This is a genomic window from Mesorhizobium sp. M0500, from assembly GCF_040321165.1.
GTDB lineage: Bacteria > Pseudomonadota > Alphaproteobacteria > Rhizobiales > Rhizobiaceae > Mesorhizobium.
In genome coordinates this window covers 141,779-159,000 of sequence record NZ_JAMYRB010000013.1, presented here as the reverse complement: position 1 = coordinate 159,000, position 17,222 = coordinate 141,779, and the positions used below count along the sequence as shown (strand labels likewise).

General features: G+C 62.1%; 21 protein-coding genes. 13 read left to right on the top strand and 8 right to left on the bottom strand.

Annotated features, from left to right (window positions below; genetic code table 11):
* Positions 1 to 71 precede the first annotated feature (71 nt).
* Positions 72 to 314: a hypothetical protein gene (locus NKI70_RS22365; RefSeq protein WP_352724908.1), complete on the top strand. Its 243-nt coding sequence runs from the start codon at positions 72 to 74 to the stop codon at positions 312 to 314.
* A 52-nt stretch (positions 315 to 366) separates the two neighbouring features.
* Here the strand turns inward: NKI70_RS22365 and NKI70_RS22360 are convergent, their stop codons facing one another.
* The gene (locus NKI70_RS22360) at positions 367 to 657 is read right to left on the bottom strand and encodes a hypothetical protein (protein ID WP_352456962.1); all 291 of its coding nucleotides are present in this window, start codon (positions 655 to 657) and stop codon (positions 367 to 369) included.
* Between the two features lie 428 nt (positions 658 to 1,085).
* Between NKI70_RS22360 and NKI70_RS22355 the strand changes: the two genes are divergently transcribed.
* The 3 genes from NKI70_RS22355 (at position 1,086) to NKI70_RS22345 (ending at position 4,682) form a co-directional block, all read left to right on the top strand.
* Positions 1,086 to 3,083, top strand: a complete 1,998-nt coding sequence (locus tag NKI70_RS22355) for an ABC transporter ATP-binding protein/permease (RefSeq protein ID WP_352456961.1) — start codon at positions 1,086 to 1,088, stop codon at positions 3,081 to 3,083.
* A 258-nt stretch (positions 3,084 to 3,341) separates the two neighbouring features.
* On the top strand, positions 3,342 to 3,815 hold the full coding sequence (locus NKI70_RS22350) for a VOC family protein (RefSeq protein ID WP_352724906.1): 474 nt from the start codon (positions 3,342 to 3,344) through the stop codon (positions 3,813 to 3,815).
* Between the two features lie 84 nt (positions 3,816 to 3,899).
* Positions 3,900 to 4,682 (top strand): class I SAM-dependent methyltransferase, encoded by a 783-nt coding sequence (locus NKI70_RS22345; RefSeq protein ID WP_352456960.1) that lies wholly within the window; start codon positions 3,900 to 3,902, stop codon positions 4,680 to 4,682.
* A 39-nt stretch (positions 4,683 to 4,721) separates the two neighbouring features.
* Here the strand turns inward: NKI70_RS22345 and gcvA are convergent, their stop codons facing one another.
* Positions 4,722 to 5,615, bottom strand: a complete 894-nt coding sequence (gene gcvA / locus NKI70_RS22340) for a transcriptional regulator GcvA (protein WP_352456973.1) — start codon at positions 5,613 to 5,615, stop codon at positions 4,722 to 4,724.
* Between the two features lie 207 nt (positions 5,616 to 5,822).
* Between gcvA and NKI70_RS22335 the strand changes: the two genes are divergently transcribed.
* The 5 genes from NKI70_RS22335 (at position 5,823) to NKI70_RS22315 (ending at position 9,426) form a co-directional block, all read left to right on the top strand.
* Positions 5,823 to 6,008 (top strand): DUF1127 domain-containing protein, encoded by a 186-nt coding sequence (locus NKI70_RS22335; protein ID WP_352637203.1) that lies wholly within the window; start codon positions 5,823 to 5,825, stop codon positions 6,006 to 6,008.
* 72 nt (positions 6,009 to 6,080) lie between these two features.
* Positions 6,081 to 6,566: a VOC family protein gene (locus tag NKI70_RS22330; RefSeq protein ID WP_352697605.1), complete on the top strand. Its 486-nt coding sequence runs from the start codon at positions 6,081 to 6,083 to the stop codon at positions 6,564 to 6,566.
* Between the two features lie 34 nt (positions 6,567 to 6,600).
* Positions 6,601 to 7,326: an SDR family oxidoreductase gene (locus NKI70_RS22325; RefSeq protein WP_352586823.1), complete on the top strand. Its 726-nt coding sequence runs from the start codon at positions 6,601 to 6,603 to the stop codon at positions 7,324 to 7,326.
* Between the two features lie 234 nt (positions 7,327 to 7,560).
* Positions 7,561 to 7,995 (top strand): FKBP-type peptidyl-prolyl cis-trans isomerase, encoded by a 435-nt coding sequence (locus NKI70_RS22320; protein ID WP_352450461.1) that lies wholly within the window; start codon positions 7,561 to 7,563, stop codon positions 7,993 to 7,995.
* Between the two features lie 840 nt (positions 7,996 to 8,835).
* The gene (locus tag NKI70_RS22315; protein WP_352645022.1) at positions 8,836 to 9,426 is read left to right on the top strand and encodes an HAD family acid phosphatase; all 591 of its coding nucleotides are present in this window, start codon (positions 8,836 to 8,838) and stop codon (positions 9,424 to 9,426) included.
* A gap of 41 nt (positions 9,427 to 9,467) precedes the next feature.
* Here the strand turns inward: NKI70_RS22315 and NKI70_RS22310 are convergent, their stop codons facing one another.
* Complete coding sequence (locus NKI70_RS22310; protein WP_352697603.1) at positions 9,468 to 10,448, bottom strand: quinone oxidoreductase family protein; 981 nt, start codon at positions 10,446 to 10,448, stop codon at positions 9,468 to 9,470.
* A gap of 98 nt (positions 10,449 to 10,546) precedes the next feature.
* On the opposite strand from NKI70_RS22310, the gene NKI70_RS22305 reads away from it, so the two are divergent.
* Positions 10,547 to 10,939 carry a winged helix-turn-helix transcriptional regulator gene (locus NKI70_RS22305; protein ID WP_352697601.1) on the top strand — a complete coding sequence of 131 codons (393 nt, stop codon included), beginning with the start codon at positions 10,547 to 10,549 and terminating at the stop codon, positions 10,937 to 10,939.
* Positions 10,940 to 11,013: 74 nt separating this feature from the next.
* On the opposite strand, the gene NKI70_RS22300 is transcribed toward NKI70_RS22305, so the two are convergent.
* Entirely contained in the window at positions 11,014 to 11,619 is a 606-nt protein-coding gene (locus NKI70_RS22300; RefSeq protein WP_352697599.1) for an NADPH-dependent FMN reductase, read from the bottom strand.
* Positions 11,620 to 11,710: 91 nt separating this feature from the next.
* On the opposite strand from NKI70_RS22300, the gene NKI70_RS22295 reads away from it, so the two are divergent.
* Positions 11,711 to 12,079 carry a winged helix-turn-helix transcriptional regulator gene (locus NKI70_RS22295; protein WP_023678378.1) on the top strand — a complete coding sequence of 123 codons (369 nt, stop codon included), beginning with the start codon at positions 11,711 to 11,713 and terminating at the stop codon, positions 12,077 to 12,079.
* A 49-nt stretch (positions 12,080 to 12,128) separates the two neighbouring features.
* On the opposite strand, the gene NKI70_RS22290 is transcribed toward NKI70_RS22295, so the two are convergent.
* The 4 genes from NKI70_RS22290 to NKI70_RS22275 all read right to left on the bottom strand — a co-directional run bounded on the left by NKI70_RS22290 (position 12,129) and on the right by NKI70_RS22275 (position 15,349).
* On the bottom strand, positions 12,129 to 12,449 hold the full coding sequence (locus tag NKI70_RS22290) for a hypothetical protein (protein WP_352567975.1): 321 nt from the start codon (positions 12,447 to 12,449) through the stop codon (positions 12,129 to 12,131).
* Between the two features lie 143 nt (positions 12,450 to 12,592).
* On the bottom strand, positions 12,593 to 12,988 hold the full coding sequence (locus NKI70_RS22285; protein ID WP_023678380.1) for an acyl-CoA thioesterase: 396 nt from the start codon (positions 12,986 to 12,988) through the stop codon (positions 12,593 to 12,595).
* Positions 12,989 to 13,188: 200 nt separating this feature from the next.
* A complete protein-coding gene (locus NKI70_RS22280; protein WP_352697597.1) occupies positions 13,189 to 14,160 on the bottom strand; it encodes an MBL fold metallo-hydrolase in 972 nt (323 codons plus the stop codon).
* A gap of 262 nt (positions 14,161 to 14,422) precedes the next feature.
* The gene (locus NKI70_RS22275) at positions 14,423 to 15,349 is read right to left on the bottom strand and encodes a LysR family transcriptional regulator (protein ID WP_352697595.1); all 927 of its coding nucleotides are present in this window, start codon (positions 15,347 to 15,349) and stop codon (positions 14,423 to 14,425) included.
* A gap of 106 nt (positions 15,350 to 15,455) precedes the next feature.
* Here NKI70_RS22275 and NKI70_RS22270 point away from each other — a divergent pair, with 106 nt between their 5' ends.
* Both NKI70_RS22270 and NKI70_RS22265 read left to right on the top strand, forming a co-directional pair.
* Complete coding sequence (locus tag NKI70_RS22270) at positions 15,456 to 16,247, top strand: alpha/beta fold hydrolase (protein ID WP_352697593.1); 792 nt, start codon at positions 15,456 to 15,458, stop codon at positions 16,245 to 16,247.
* A 127-nt stretch (positions 16,248 to 16,374) separates the two neighbouring features.
* A complete protein-coding gene (locus NKI70_RS22265) occupies positions 16,375 to 16,944 on the top strand; it encodes a GNAT family N-acetyltransferase (protein WP_352697591.1) in 570 nt (189 codons plus the stop codon).
* Positions 16,945 to 17,222: the final 278 nt, after the last annotated feature.

Below are 17,222 nucleotides of genomic sequence, written 5' to 3'. Positions count from 1 at the left end.
CCGCTCGCTCGCTACGGCGCTGTTGAGGGCGCGCTCGCGAGCGGCTTCGCTACCGCCGAGCTACACCACGTCTGGGGACACGACCCCTGCAGGCGCTGTGGTGGGATGCAAAGGGCGATTGGGCTAAGGCGCACGAGTGCGCGCAGCAGCGCGACGATACGGCGGGCATGCACGTGCATGCCTATCTCCACCGCAAGGAAGGCGACCAGTCGAATGCGGAATATTGGTATCGCCGCAGCAAGGCGGCGCCGTCGACCTTAACGCTTGACGACGAATGGCAAGAGTTGGCACGTACACTTTTGCAGCAAAGCTGACGCTTGCTCAGTCATTGTAAAATAGCCGGTCCTGCATCCACTCTCCGGGGTTTCAGCTGGCGCCCTGTGGCTTGTCCCTGCGGTTCCATTCCGCATTGCGCGCCTGCGCCTCTTCGGCGATCAGCTTGAACTCCCGCATCTTCGCAGCTTCGATGGCGAATGCGCGGCTTGGCAGGACGCCAGGGTCCTCCTGACTGTTCTGAAACTGAAAACGGGCCTCCAGTTCGGCCCATATTCGCTCGGGTGCCGTATCCTTGCTGGCAAGCAGCGCAACGACCAGCGCCAGAGTCTCGCGCTGGGCGTTCAGCCGCCCTTCGATCTCTTCATTCGGCAATTCGGACATGCGGGTCGCTTCCAGTTTCTGGCTCAACGGCAAAATCGCACCCTTGTTCCGGAACTCGGGGCTGGCGCGGTCCGGCTGGGCAGCAGATGCTCGCAATCGCAATCGAGATGATCTCTCCTCCTCGATCCTGTTGACTCGGGCCGATGGCACTTCTCGCGCCGCTTGCGTCCAGCCTCTTCGAATGCAGCATGCGGACAAATCTTGAGAGCCTGAAGCGAATTCTCGAGACCGCAGCAGGTGATGCTTTGTTGCAGACTGACCCGCAGCCGACGCTCGGCGGTCTGCCCCGCAACGATCAAAGCCTGTCATCGAGAACGACCATAGGCTGCTGCGAGCACCGGAACAGCTGAGAAGCCTTGGCGTTGTTGGCATCTGGGATCTCGAGCGGACGCTATGAAACCTTCTGATTTTTAAGCCGTTATCGCCGGATGCCCGAGGCTAAATTTAAGCTGAAATCGGTTGACGGCGCCCAATCGCGCGATGCCGAGAAGTCGCGCCGCGAGAAACAGTCGACTGTCGAAGTCGCGTCCGAGGTCGTCGGCGAGCCCGCGCCGCCGCCGGATGTCACCGAACCCGATCCTGAGCTGACACCTGAAGAGGCCGAGCGGGCGCGCAAGAGATACCTGCTTAAGCGCTTCTGGATCAGCGCGCGCGGTTACTGGAGCGGCAGTGGCGACAGGGTCGCCTGGCCGTTGACGATCGGGCTGTTGGTCCTGATCGTCGCCAATGTCGGCTTCCAGTATGGGATCAATGTCTGGAATCGCGCAATTTTCGACGCCATTGAGCAACGCAATGCCCACACCGTATATTGGCTGAGCGCCGTATTCCTGCCACTCGTGATCGGAAGCGCCAGCCTTGTGGTGGCACAAGTCTTCTTTCGCATGAGGATACAGCGCCGCTGGCGGTCCTGGCTCACCACCGCGGTCATCGCGCGCTGGCTCGCAAGCGGCCGCTACTATCAGCTGAACCTCGTCGGCGGCGATCATAGCAACCCCGAAGCCCGCATCGCCGAGGATTTGCGGATTGCCACCGAATCGCCCGTCGATTTCATCGCCGGTGTCATCGTCGCATTTCTGTCGGCCTCGACCTTCATCGTGGTGCTGTGGACGATCGGCGGCGCCCTGACCCTGACGATTGCAGGTTCGACGGTCACCATTCCCGGCTTCCTGGTCATCACCGCAGTGCTCTATTCCGCGATCACGTCCACTTCGATGGCGGTCATTGGCCGCCATTTCGTCCACCTCTCCGAGGGAAAAAATCAGGCGGAAGCCGAGTTCCGCTACACGCTGACGCGCGTGCGGGAAAACGGCGAGAGCATCGCATTGCTCGGCGGCGAGGAGGAGGAGCGCAGCGGCATGGACAAGACATTTGCCCATGTGCTCAGGCAATGGGCGCTCCTTGCAGGCCAGCACATGCGCACGGCGCTGGTGTCTCAGGGGTCGAGCCTGTTTGCGCCTGTCGTGCCGGTCTTGCTTTGCGCTCCAAAGTTCCTCGAAGGCAGCATGACACTTGGACAGGTCATGCAGGCTGCCTCGGCCTTTGCCATCGTGCAGGGCGCGTTCGGATGGCTGGTCGACAACTATCCCCGTCTCGCCGATTGGAACGCCTGTGCACGGCGCATCGCCTCGCTGATGATGTCGCTCGACGGGCTCGAGCGCGCGGAACAGAGCAACACGCTGGGACGCATAAAGCGCGGCGAGACCGGCGGCGATGCGATGCTCAGCCTGAACAATCTCTCCGTGTCGCTCGACGACGGCACCGCCGTGGTCAAGGAAACCGAGGTCGTGATCGAACCAGGCGAGCGGGTGCTCGTCGCCGGCGAATCCGGCTCGGGCAAGAGTACGTTGGTGCGGGCCGTCGCGGGTCTGTGGCCATGGGGTAGCGGCAGCGTCAACATCCGCGCCGACAGACGGTTGTTCATGTTGCCGCAACGGCCCTACATCCCGACCGGGACGCTTCGCCGCGCTGTCGCCTATCCAGGCGCCGCCGACAACTGGACGCTGGATAAGATCAAGGCTGCCCTCGACAAGGTGGGACTCGACTACCTCAACGACCGGATCGAGGAGGACGCGCCATGGGACCAGACCTTGTCGGGTGGCGAAAAGCAGCGCCTCGCCTTCGCGCGTCTTCTGCTGCACCGCCCCGATATCATCGTGCTGGACGAGGCAACGTCGGCACTCGACGAGAAGAGCCAGGACAAGATGATGGAGATGATTATTCGCGAATTGCCGAAGGTCACCATCATAAGCGTAGCGCACCGCGCCGAGCTGGAGGCCTTCCACAGCCGCAAGATCACATTGGAGCGGCACAAGGGCGGCGCAAAACTTGTCAGCGATATCGAACTCGTCCCGCGCAAGGACAGACGGAACTTGCTCATGCGCCTTCTGAGGCAACGGCGCGCCAACGGAAAGCCAGCGCGACCTTGAGCAAAGCGGCGCTGCCCTACGCAAAGAGTGAGGCCGCCGGTCGGAGCAGGCGGACCATCGCCGATTCGAGTCACTGCCCGCATCTGGTCCTGAAAGCACCAGCCGTGGTACCTTGATTCCGGGCAGCTGCTGCTGCCGGAACGTCGATGGCACGAGCGCATTTCCATGTCCGGTGCAACGCCGAGGCCAGCTGTGAAAAACCCGGGTTGATTTCAAAAGCCCCGATTGATTTCGAAAGCAAAGGGACCAGCAATGACAATCGCCAAGAACACGATCTGCCTTTGGTACGACAAGGACGCCGAGGCTGCGGCCCGCTTCTATTCCGAGATTTTTCCCGACAGTTCGGTGAAATCCGTCCACCGCGCTCCCAGCGACTACCCGTCCGGCAAGGCAGGCGACGTGCTGACGGTCGAGTTCACGGTCGCCGGCATCCCCTGTCTCGGCCTCAATGGCGGGCCCGCGTTTAAACACAACGAAGCCTTCTCCTTCCAGATCGCCACCGACGATCAGCAGGAGACCGACCGCTATTGGAACGCCATCGTCGGCAATGGCGGCCAGGAAAGTGCCTGCGGCTGGTGCAAGGACAAATGGGGCATCTCCTGGCAAATCACGCCGCGCGTGCTGACCGAAGCGATGGCCGCCGGCGGCGATGAAGCAAAGCGCGCATTCAAGGCGATGATGGAGATGAAGAAAATCGACGTTGCAGCGATCGAGGCGGCGCGGCGCGGCTGACAGTTCGGGGGTGGCCCGACGCGAAAAGATCAGGGCAGAGCGGCCGGAAATGCTGCCGGCCCATCATCTCCAGGCAGGCGTGCGATGGTGCTGAACTGCGCTGCGTTTTACGACGCCGAACTGCGACGGCACAACGAGGTCTTCAGGGCTGCGGTCAAGGTGGGAACGCGCGATCGCGTGCTCGATATCGGATGCGGTTCGGGACAATCCTCTCGTGATGCTGCCCGTGTCGCGGTGGAAGGCAGCGTGCTCGGCGTGGACGTATCGGCCGAGATGCTCGAGATCGCCCGGAAGTGTAGCGCGAAAGAGGGATTGCGAAACGTCGCCTTTGAGCGCGGCGATGCGCAATTGCTGGTATTTCCGCCTGCCGGCTTCGATCTGTGCATTAGTCGATTTGGAGTGATGTTCTTTGCCGATCCGGCGGCGGCGTTCGCCAATATCGCCCGGGCGATGCGACCAGGGGCACGTCTTGTGTGGATGGTATGGCGATGCCAGGACCGTAACGAGTGGGCAACTGCCATTCAGCGGGCAATTGCGCCGGGGACCGCCATATCGGGGGGCGCCGCCACCCCGTTTTCGCTTGGCGACCCCGCCATCACCGCGGAGATCTTGCGTGCATCCGGTTTTGTTTCGGTCGACTTTGCCGAAGTGCATGAGCCGGTCTTCTACGGCCAGGACGTCGATGTGGCCTATGACGCTTTGCTTGGCCTGCAACTGGTCAAGGATCCGCTCGCCCGCGCAGATGTGGATGTCGACGCGCCGCTGCGGCGGTTGCGCGATCTGCTCGACGCGCATTTGACCGCGGACGGTGTGCTTTTCGACTCGCGTGCCTGGATCGTCACCGCGTTTCGGGCGAGCCGATGGTGACTGCGCGATGTAGACGATCCTGTTCTCTCGGCCTTCCCGTCAGTCCATTTGCGGCGCGACTTCTGAGAGCAGCCAATCCCGAAAAGCCTTGACTTTGCGCTGACGGATCGCCTCTGGCGGGTAGACGAAATAGAAGCTGGAGGGGGATTTCAGGGCGTGGCCGAAGGGGCGGACGAGCCGCCCGGCGGCAAGGTCGGCCGCAACGAGCATGGTCCGGCCGAGCACCACCCCCTCGCCTTGTGCGGCCGACTCCATGGCAAAGGTGGCAGAGTCAAAGGTAATCCCGCTCTGCGGGTCAACGCCCTCGACCCCGGCGCTTGCTAGCCAGGTCGCCCAGTCGATCGGAAAGCTGTCACGGATCAGCGTGTGGTGTTTGAGGTCCTGAGGCGTGCGGAGCGGATGTGCACCCTCAAGAAGCTTTGGGCTGCACACTGGAAACACCTCCTCGCCGGTGAGGAACTCCGACGTTAGCCCCGGATAGTTTCCGTTGCCATAACGGACGGCAACATCGATGCCGTCGCCGAGGAAGTTGGTCAGCTTCCCGCTCGTCGAAACCCGCACATCGAGGTCGCCATGCGCACGGTGAAAGCGATAGAGGCGGGGCACCAGCCATCTCCCCGCGAAGCCATCGGAGGTGCTGACGTTCAATGTCGAACTCGAATAGCGGGCTGTTGCTGCAGCGGTGGCGGTGGCCAACTGGGCGAGCGCCTCGCGCACCGCCCGCGCATAGGGCTCGCCAACGGCTGTCAGACTCACCGAACGCGTACCGCGCTCGAACAGCTGCACACCGAGCTGATCCTCAAGATTCTTGATCGCCCGGCTGATCGCACCGTGGGTGACATGAAGTTCCTCTGCCGCCTTGGAGAAACTCAACAGGCGCGCCGCGGCCTCGAAACTTGGCAAGGTGGTGAGGGGAGGCAGCTTCCGGGGCATGGATCGATACCTGTACGTGTGAGTGATGCTCACACATTGTCGCCGATAAGTCGTTTGTCGTCCAGGCCAGAAGCCGGCATGTTTGCTCGCGTAATCAGTCATTCACCGCCGCTGCAAAAGGCGAGTTTGATGTGACTGATACTCTCGCTGACGAAAGTCGCGGGGCAACTGCTGAAACCAAAACTGCCGCCACTCTGGGAGAGCACCATGAACGCCAAACGAGTTGAACCCATCGTCGACGTACTGACCGGCATGGCCGGCCGCATCCTCGCCTCGAGCAGCCGGCGCCGGACCGGGCGGCAGATTGCACGCTTCTCGACCCGCCGGCTCGAAGACCTCGGATTTGCCCGCGACTGGGACGGCTCGGTCTATCGGCCGTCGGACTACCGCTAGCCTGAACGAAAGCAACAGCGGACAGGCTCTTCGCAAAAGATCGCTGTCGCAAGGAATTAATGGAGAACGGACATGGCCACCATCCACCCATTCCTCTGGTTCAACACCGATGCGGAGCAAGCTCGCGATTTCTATCTCTCGGTCTTCAAGAACAGCAAAGCGCTCCAGACCATCGAATACACCGACTGGGTGTCCGGAACCAACAAGACGGTCCCGCATGCCACCTTCGATTTCGAGCTCGAAGGACTGCACCTTACAGCGCTCAACGCCGGGCCGCAGCCGCCTTTCAACGAGCGGCTCTCGCTCTACATCGAGACCAGGGACCAGGCCGAGACCGACTACTACTATGAGGCGCTCACCGCCGGCGGCGGCAGGGCACAACCCTGCGGCTGGCTCACCGACAGATACGGCGTCTACTGGCAGGTCATCCCGGAAATCCTGCCGCGGCTCAGTGCCGATCCGGACCGCGAAAAGGCCAACCGCGTCCGGCAGGCGATGTACGGGATGCGCAAGATCATCATCGCCGACCTCGAAGCCGCCTATGCCGGCAAGGCCTGACCCTCACCGCAATCGCAACGAACGGAGAACCCTCATGACATCGCTCGTGGACAGGAAAGTCATCGTCGTCGGCGGTAGTTCCGGCATCGGTCTCGGCGTCGCGGAAGCTGCTCTCAACGGCGGAGCGAAGGTCGTGATCGTCGGACGCTCGCCCGAGAAACTGCTGGCTGCCGAACGGACGCTCAATGCGGGCCGCGTGACCAGCGTGGTCGCCGACATGACCGACGAAGCGGACGTCGCTCGCCTGTTCGACGAGGTCGGTCCCTTCGATCACCTCGTATCGACCGCCGGAACACTGCCGCCCGGCGATCCGATCGGCAGTACCGACATGGAGGCTGTGCGAGGCTTCGTCGATAACAAGCTGATTGGCGCTGTCATGCTCTCCAAGCATGCTGTGCGCACCCTGAAAGCCGGCGGCTCGATGACCTTCACCTCGGGAATAAATAAGGATCGGCCGCCGGTGCCGGGAGGCTCGGTCGTCTCCGCGATTGCCGGTTCATTCAGCTACTTCGCCCGCGCCCTGGCGCTCGAACTGGCCCCGACGCGCGTCAATGTCGTGTCGCCCGGATGGGTCGACACACCGATGTGGGACATTGTTGGAGAAGCCAAATCCAGCTTCTTTGCCGACATGGCTGCCCGGTTGCCATCGAGAAAAATTCCGACCGCTGCGGACGTCGCCGCCGCCTACCTCTACCTCATGGAAAGCGACTTCACGACCGGCGAGACGATCCGCATCGATGGCGGCCATAACCTGATCTAGCCGCCATTTGCACGCCGCCTGGATGGGCTGAGCCGGCATGACTGCTAGACCGGTGCACTGCTGCCGAAGGCGACGAAGGCCGGCGGGTCATGCCGGCGTCGCGCAATCGGGGTTTACATCGGCAGCCAGGTCCCTAGTTTTAGCGTTTCGCGCCGCGCACCTAAGTGTGTGGATGATCGAGGACGGGACCGTGAGCTCTGGCCGGCCCCTCGAAACTTTCAAAGGATGGCTATCATGACACAGGCCAAGAATGGCGACACCGTGCGCATCAATTACAATGGCCGCCTGGCTGACGGCACTCAGTTCGATTCTTCCGGCAACGAACCGCTGCAATTCACGTTGGGTGAAGGACAAGTGATCGCCGGTCTCGAAACCCATGTCGAGGGTATGGAGGTGGGCGCGAAAAGCACCGTCACCATTCCCGCCGACGCCGCCTATGGCCCCCACCGCCCCGAAGCGGTCATGACCGTCGACCGCGCCCGCGTACCAGACAACATCAATGTCGATATCGGCGCTCGACTGCAGGTCAGAACCCCGGAAGGGCGCCCGATGCCGGTAACAGTCGTCGGCGTGGACGACACCAGCGTCAAGCTCGACGGCAATCATCCGTTGGCCGGGCGCGATCTCGTGTTCGACGTTGAACTGGTCGAGATCGTTCAGGCGGCGTAGGGCACGGCAAAGCGCGTGACGGCCATGATTTTCGGGTGACGCATTTCGACCGGCGGTTCCGGCGGTGCGTCACCTGTTTGGAGGCAAAGACCGCGACGGCGGAAATCGTGTAGCGTGCAGCAACCCATAGAGACATTCGGCATCTGGAATGTCCAATTCAGCGTCGCGGTCTCGAAGACCTGTGGAAGGGTAGTGTCTCAGTTTGAAATTAAGACGACGGTCCATCGTAGTCAGGCGGTGGCGGCGTGCCTGGCCACCGAAGCACGACTTCCTCGCAGGAGTCTTGCATGCGCATGACGCGGACGGCGTTGCCGATCACATCGGCGGGGCGCTTCTGGCCTTTAGGTCCGGTGGGCAATTGCTGCCTCCTGAATTGGCCAGCGCTTATACGCGACGACCCAGAGAATGATTATCATTCCCAACGGGACCACAGAGAGAAGCACCCACGCCCGAGACATTCTTAGTCGCCCAAACAGCACCCACGCGGGGATTGCTGTGAGGACTGTCAACAAGGCGAATGGTAGCAACTGAATCGGATCTGACATTGGGTGCCTTCCATGCTTTCCGCTGAGCACATAGGCGGTTTCGCCTAGGCGAGCAAACCGGGATAGGCGCTTTCGCATATTTCAAATTTCAAACTGAGACACTACCTTTGGAAGACCTCGCTTGACAGCCGACTTCTCGTGACAGCAAAGTCTCGTGATGCGGGCGATTGGTTGGAATAGAATTGCGCGTGCCGGGGCAATCGTGCTGATGATTGGCACAAATGTTCCTGCGCCGGCACGTTCCGACTCGCTCCTTCTCACAAGCCCGTCCCAGCCAGCCAATGTCGGCGATGCGATGCTGGCGGCTGCCAATTATCATGATTCCGGCGACTATGACCGCGACCTTGCCGCTGTGGCGAAGCAGGCAGGCGACTGGGTCATCAAGCGCGCAATGGAGGTGCCTCGCCCCGCACTGGTGCTCGATATCGACGAGACGGCTTTGGCCAACTGGGAAGTGATCACACGTGACAATTTCGGCCGCCCGATCGGCGGCGCCTGCGACATCGCAATCGATGGTCCCTGTGGCTGGGCCGCCTGGGATCAGCTTGCGAAGGATCCGGCCATCGACGCCGTGCTGGAGGTTTTCCGGCAGGCGCGAACGGCGAAAGTCGCGGTGTTCTTCATCACCGGACGTCCGGAGGACCAGCGTCAGGCAACCGAACAGAACCTGCAGTCGGCCGGCTATGCCGGCTACGAGCACCTTTACATGGTCCAGCCTGGGGCCAAATACGGCTCCGCCGCAGATTTCAAGTCACCCATAAGGGCCGAAATCGAAAAGGCCGGCTACACGATAATTGCCAATGTCGGTGACCAGCCATCCGACCTGTTCGGCGGGCATGCCGAGAGGCTGTTCCTGCTGCCAAATCCGTTCTACCGGGTTCGCTGACGGCCTGTACGGCACAACCCCGGATCCTTGCGGAGCACCTACTAAGGTATCAAGACGACCTTGCCGGTCGCGCCGCGCTCCTCCAGCAGGCGATGCGCCTGGCTGGCCTGGTCGAGCGGGAAGCGGCCACCTTTGGTCACCACAAGCTGACCACCAGCGGCCAGATCGAAAAGCTCCAAAAGGCCGTCACGGAGCCCGTCCCTAGACAGCAACGGCAGCAGGGCAAAACCCTTCAGCGACTGGTTGCGGCCGATCATCGCCTCCATCTCCGGGGCGCCGAGCGCGTATCTGCCAAGTGCTGCAAACACCAACTCTCCGCGAGGTGCCAGAGCCTCCAGCGCAACCGCCGTCAGCGGGCCGCCGACAATGTCGTAGATGATGTCGACGCCGGCGCCGTCTGTGGCTGACCGGACGTGCACCGGCCAATCCGTGTTGCTGTAGTCGACGGCAGCATCGGCTCCCAGCGACAAAGCAAGGTCGAGCTTGGCCTTGCTGCCGGCTGCCGCGATGACACGGCTCGCGCCGGCGCGCTTGGCAAGCTGGACGAGCAACGAACCGACGCCGCCCGCGGCAGCGGCGACCAGCACCGATCTGCCGGCCGGCGGGCTTTGCCGCGATAGATACAATGCCGTCAGTCCTTGCACCATCAATGCCGTCGCGTTTTCGAACGAGAGCGAATCCGGCAAGGGCACGGCCAGGCTTGCGTCGATCGTCACATACTCGGCATAGCCGCCAAACGGGCGGCTCGAGGCGAACAACGACGCGGCGACGCGCGTGCCGAGCAAGGAAGCGTCCACCCCCTGCCCAAGCGCCTCCACGATCCCGGCGGCCTCGACGCCAGGGATCATCGGCAGTTGCGGCGTCACCGCATAGCGATCCGCGCGCATCAGCACTTCGAAGAAATTCACCCCGGCCGCATGAACGCGGACCAAGACCTCGCCGGCTTGCGGCTCAGGCTTCGGCACCGCGACTATGTCGAGAACGTCGGGCCCGCCGAAGCGGCTCAGTTGAATGGCTATCATCGCATGCACCGATCGCTGTTGGCATCGGCCGCTGTTTGCCACTATCTGCCTGGCTTCGACTACATACCGATTTGTCCGCTGCTGACCGGGAGGTGACCATGGCCAAGCTGATCAAGAGACTGCCGGCGCTGCCGGCGGAGCGCGCGCTGAAAGTGATTTCGGGCCGCTGGAAGGCGGTCATCCTGTACCATCTCTTCGACGGCCCCCGGCGGCTGTCGGCGCTGCAGGCGCTGATGCCCGATATCACCCAGAAAGTGCTGATCCAGCAGCTTCGCGAAATGGAAGAGCACGGCCTCGTCCGCCGCGAGATCTTTGCCGAGATACCTTCGCGCGTCGAATATTCGGCGACGCGGCTCGGCCTCAGCCTCGAGCCGATCCTGCTGGCACTTTGCCAGTGGGGCCAGCATCACGCCGACGAGCTGAATGAGATGGACCGCCTTGCCGATTGCATCATCAGACCACGGCAAGCGCAGTACGCCCATGCCGTGTGAACGAAAAGGGCGGCGCATGCGCCGCCCCAATGCTTGGGAGAATTAATCCTTGGGAGGACTGCTCGAACCTGTGCTCAGGCCGCCTTGACTTCCTCGGCGACGGCATCGGCCTGACGCGCCGTCTTCAGCACCCTGGCCCACCATGCAATGTCGTTGACCAGCGCGGTTGCCGCCTGGTTGAGGTGCTCGAACTCATCGAGCTTCTTGTCGCCTTGCTTGACCGCAAGGAAATCGGCCCAGGAGATGTGTACGGCGGACTTCACCGGCGCCATCTGCAACTCGACCGCATGCAGCCTCAGCTGCTCGACCGCGCGCGCGCCACCGACGCTGCCATAGCCGACGAAGCCGGCCGGCTTCTTGTTCCACTCGTTGGCGGCGTAGTCGATGGCGTTCTTCAGCACGGCCGTCGGGCCATGATTGTATTCCGCAGCGGTGAAGATGAAGCCGTCGAATCCGGCGACCTTCTTTTGCCAGCGCTGCGCCACTTCGTTCTGCGACGGCGCCCAGGCGGAGGATGCGACCTCATCGAAGAACGGCAGCGGGAAATCGCGCAGGTCGACGACTTCAACGTCGATGTCGGCGTGCGACTTGGCTATCTTGGCAATCCATTGGGTCGGGACGTCGGCAAAGCGGGCCGCGCGGGTTGAACCAATGATGATGGCGATTTTGGGTTTTGACATAGAGGGGGCTCTCCTTACGGGAATACTGGTATCGTTTAGATACCTGAGCTATATGAGTAACTGGCCGCTCAATGTGCAAGGAGGCACTTTTTTGTTACCAAGGCACCCGCACCGCACCGAGGACTGCCGCGCCATCTCGGAAATCCTGCAGCGCGTCGGCGACAAATGGACGGTGCTCGTGGTCGGCAAGCTTGGCAACGGGCCGCTGCGTTTCAACGAGTTGCGCAGCGCGGTCGGCGGCATTTCGCAAAAGATGCTGACCACGACCTTGCGCGGGCTCGAGCGCGACGGCTTCGTTACGCGCACCGTGTTCCCGACCATCCCACCGCGGGTCGACTACGAATTGACCGATCTTGGCTACGAACTGCTGGTGCCGGTCGATGCGCTCGGCGAATGGGCACGCAAGAACACCGAGCGCGTCAAGGCGGCGCGCGAGAAGTTCGACGCCATGCACAGCTGAACCCTTGTGCTGCAAGGGTTTGAACCTGTCGGGGAGCCTCGGATGAGCGCTACTGCTGTAACTGCATCTTGCTCTTCGGCAGCTTCTCGATCCGGTTCCATTTCGGGTTGGGACTGACCACCCTGCCGCCAATCGTGCAGGTCGTGGTCGTCTCCTTGCGGCAATTGCTCACCGTCGTGCCGCTGGTGTCGCATTTCGTCGCCGAGCAGATCTCGCACTTGGCCGCTTGCCCGTTGATGGTGCGGTTTTCCGACGTGCAGGTGGCGCCTGGATCGCCTTTTTTGACCTCGGCCAAAGCGCTTGCTGACGACAGGCAGAGCAAGGCTGCAAAGGCACCCGCCAGGGCAGCGTTCAGCATGTGTTGACGCATTGTCTTTCCTCCCAAGATCCCGTCGGTCGCGCTGCAGGCGCGCATGCGGGAACCCGTTAGCCAAAGACCACGCGGGATCGCTGTCCGCATCCCCCGCGCGGGAGAGACGGCTGTTTAAATCCGTCTTCTGGAATCAGGCCGGGTCAGCCTTCGGCCGGAACCGCCTTCGGCTTGCCTTCGCCGTCCAGCGCCACCATGACGAAGTCGGCATGGGTGACCTTCTCCATCAGGTCGGAGAGATAGCGCTGCGCCCAGGCCTCGACCTTGAGCGTCATCGAGGTGCGGCCGACGCGTTCGACATGCGTATAGATGCACAGCGTGTCGCCGATCTTCATCGGTTTGGCGAAGGACATTTCCTTCACCGCCGCCGTCACCACGCGGCCCTTGGCGCGCTCGGCGGCGCGGATGCCGCAGGCGAGATCCATCTGCGCCATCACCCAGCCGCCAAAAATGTCGCCTGCCGCATTGGCGTCGGAAGGCATGGCCAGCGTCCTGAGCGTCAGATCGCCGATCGGCCGCCCGTCCGCGTAATGCACCATTTGGCCAATCCTCTCGAAGCCGATTGTCCCGATCCCGTATCGTCATGGCACGGACAGGTCAACGCGCCACTGAACAGGTCGCGGCCTGAGGTTCGGCTATCGGTCGACAGTGTTGAAAAGATGCTGTGCGGAGCTAGACGAGCGCACCAGCAGGATTGCATTCCATGGCCGAGGTAAGAAAGCTTACCAATAGGCGTGCTTCACAAAGCGGGCCAGGGCGTTGGGACGTAGGCGTAGGCGTTGCCCTCGCGAATAACATGACCGATGCCTGGAAAGGGCAGGTGCATGCCTGCGACGAGCAGGCCATCCGCCGACACCATGTCGAGCACCTTCTTGCGTGTGGCGATTGCGGCCTGCTGGTCCACGTCGAAGGCGATTGCCCATTCCGGATGCGCAAATTGCAGCGCGGAGGCGTGGATTACGTCAGTGAAGAGCAGCAGGTTGGCGTCACCAGAGCCAATTCGAAGCGCGAGATGCCCCGGCGTGTGTCCGGGCGCAGGCAATGCCCTGATCCCGGGCGCGATCTCGACCTCGCCTTCGATCTTCCGGACCTTGCCATGGTAAGGCACCAGCGATTTGCGCGCTATTTCGAAGTACGGTTTCATCTGGTCGGGCGCCTTGGACCGGATCCCGTCATCGTGCCAGAAAGCGAATTCCGGCGCGGCAACCACGACCTCCGCTGCCGGGAAGGCGGCCTTGCCTCCAATACCGACAAGGCCGTTGGCATGGTCGGGATGGAGGTGGGTGATGATTACCGTGTCGATTTCTTCCGGCCTGACGCCAGCGGCGGCGAGCGCCTCGGGTATATGTCCCAGTATAGGCCCCATCGCCGATGCCGTGCCGGTATCGATCAGCACCCGTCTGTCGCCTTTGGTGACAAGGTAAGCATTGACCGAGGTCGGGAGTGGTTTTGGCAGGAATGCCTTTGCCAGCAGCGCTTCGGCGGCAGCCGTATCTGCGGAAGGGAAGAGTTCGAGGCCGAGATTGAGGTAGCCGTCGCTCAGTGCTGTGATCTCGAGGTCGCCGAGCATGAACCTGTCGGCGCTCGCAAGCGAAGCCGGAGACCGGGCGGCGATAGCCGCAGCGTTGCTCCCAAAGAGGCTGATCGGGGAAAGTAGCAGGGCACCGGCACTAAAGGTGCCGATGCCGAAGGTTCGACGGTCGATATTCATGGTCTTGTCCTTCGAATTGCAGATGAAGCTAGTCCCAGACTACGTCGTCGCTGCCGGGGCGGATGCCGACCGCTCGGACCGCTCTTGGGCGGGGGTCGGCGCGGTTCATGGCCAACTCCTTGCGACATCAATAATCCGCCTCACAAACTGCGGGAATAGCGATGGGATGCAGTTCACTGCTGCAGATTATGCAGCAGTGAACTTAAGCGAGTAAGGCCGCTGGTTCGGCCCTCCGAACGGCCTCGCTGAGCCCCGGCTTCACCTACTGGACAGGTTGCCGGGGCTCGAGCGCTCGGCGCAACGTCGGCGCCTCTTGCTCGATATAATCCCACAGACGGTTCGAGATCGGCCCGTGCGGCCGGTCGCGGCGGCGCGCCACCACCAACTCCTCGGTACGGCCTGGCAGATGACGGCCGGCCATGGATTGCAGGCGTCCGTCGCGCAGTTCCTCCTCGATCAGGAAGCGGGGCATGTGGCCCCATCCGAGGCCCTGCAGGATGATTTCCTTCTTCATGCCCTGATCGGCCACCATGCATTGAGGCGCACCCTCGATCATGAAGTAGTCTTGTTGCGGTGAATGGCGGGCCGTGTCGCGCATGACACATTGGGTGAACGCGTGCATCTGATCCGGCGTGATGGGGTGCTTGATGCGCTCCGGCAGAAAGCCCGACGCCACTACTGGGACGAAGGGCACCTTGCACAGATCGATCCATTCCACCCGCGGATCGCTCTTGTCGATCCAGTGCAGGATCAAATCGGCTTCGTCGTCGAAGAGGCGCTCCCACGGGCCGCCCACCGCCTCGAAATGCAGATGCAGGCGTGTGCCCGGACACTGGGCGAAGAACCGTCCGAGCATGCCCAGTGCCTGTGGGCGCGGGCACAGGTCGCCGATCACCACATGGATCTCGCTTTCTTCGCCCATTGACAGCTGAGCAGCATGAAGCCGCAAGCCTTCCAGCTCGCGCAGCAGCGATTGTGCCCTGTGATGGAACGACAGCCCTGCCTCGGTGGGGCGCACGCGATAGCCGCTGCGATCCAAGAGAACGAGGTCGAGTTGCCGCTCCAGCTTTGCAACGGCTGCGAACACCGCCGGGTGCGAGCGATGCAGCATGGCCGCCGCAGGCTGAAAGCCGCCGCAGCGGACCACGGCATCGAAGCATTGCAGGTCGTGCAGGGTGAATTCGGCCATGTCAGCTTCTATTACAGAGATAGTCCTATCTTTGTAATATCATCAAAAGCGCGCCGCAGCTAGGCTTTGCCACACTCAACGCTCCAAGAAGGAAGGTGTATTCACCATGAATGAGCTGGATTTCGTGACCGTCGGCGATGGTACCCGCATCGCCTACCGCATCGACGGCGACGCCGGGAAGCCCGTGCTGATGCTGTCGAATTCAATCGCCACCACACTGCGGATGTGGGAAATGCAGGTCAACGAACTGTCGAAGCATTTCCGTGTTCTGCGCTATGACTTTCGTGGCCACGGAGGGTCGAGCGTTCCGGCCGGCGCTTATTCGCTCGACCGGCTTGGCCGCGACGTGATCGAGTTGCTCGACGCCCTGGGCATTGAACGCGTACACTTCCTCGGTCTGTCGTTGGGCGGCTTCGTCGGGCAGTGGCTCGGCATCCACGCGCCCGAGCGGATCGAGCGCTTGATCCTGAGCAACACCTCATCCTACCTCGGACCGGCAAAGCAGTTTGACGAGCGGATTGCCGCCGTGCTGCAGGCGCCGGATATGTCCGAAACCGCCGAGATGTTCCTGGGCAACTGGTTTCCTGCGCGTATGCTGGCGGCCAACGAGCCCGTCATCGAAGAATTTCGCACCATGCTGCTGGCCATCGACCGGCAAGGCTTGGCTGGCTTGTTCGCGGCGGTTCGCGATGCGGACCTTCGCCGAACCGTAGCGCTGATTTCCAGGCCAACGCTGGTGATCGCCGGCCGGCACGACACTGTGACAGCCGCCAGCCATAGCGAGTTGATCGCGGCGATGGTGCCCGGCGCGAAACTGGTTGTCCTGCCCGCGGTCCACTTGTCGAATGTCGAGTACCCCACCGAGTTCATGGAGGCCGTGCTTGGTTTTCTGCGCTGAGATGGAGCACGACAGGGACGCTGAGTGAAACCCCGGTTTGAACATCCCCGCATGGACCGCAACCTATGATGCGCTAGCGCGCAGTGCAGGCTAGACTGGGCAATATCAATAGCGGATGACGGCTGACATGGAACTTGGCTTTCGCCCATTAACGCCCGATCTGTGGCCGGCGCTCGAGGACCTGTTCGGTGACAGCGCCGTCTGCAGTCGCTGTTGGTGTATGTACGGACGGATCGGCAGTTCTTATCGAAAGCGACCCGGCGAGGAAAACAAGGCAGCGTTCCGGCAGGCCGTCCAGCATGGTCCGCCTCCGGGTTTGCTCGCTTTCGACGGCGATACGGCTGTCGGCTGGTGCCGGGTGACGCCGCGAGATGCCCTGCCCTGGCTCGATCGGCTATGGCAGCTCAAGCGCGTGGACGACAGGCCGGTCTGGTCCCTGTCCTGCCTCTACGTGCGAAAACGATACCGCAGGCGGGGCGTAACATTCCAGCTGATTGCGGAAGCACTGGAAGTCGCAAGGCGCGCAAATGCTCCGGCACTCGAAGCCTATCCTTTCGAGGCCGACGTATCGCCGAGTGCTTCCGGCAGCGGATATGCCTCCACCTTCGCGCGCGCCGGGTTCAGGGTCGTCGCTCGCAGAACGCCGGCCCGCCCGATCATGCGCTATGATTTCAAGATTGCCGATCTTCGTCTGTGATCGCAGCTTGAAGTTTCGGCTATGGGTGGAAAGTTGCCATCCAGCCGCTATTGCGCCCGCTTCGCTGTCACCGGCGAACATTACTGAACGCAAACAGATTAATCAAAGCCGTAGCGAGGCTCACCGACATTGCAACAGCAAGACTAGACTTCCGCAGCGGATCGCAGCTTGGCAAGTCTCACGTCTCCGGCCGAACGAACTGGCTGGCGACCTTAGGTTGTAGGCGCGAAAGTCACCGTCGGGCGTGATTACCAACTCTGTGATGTTCGCCCGTTGTT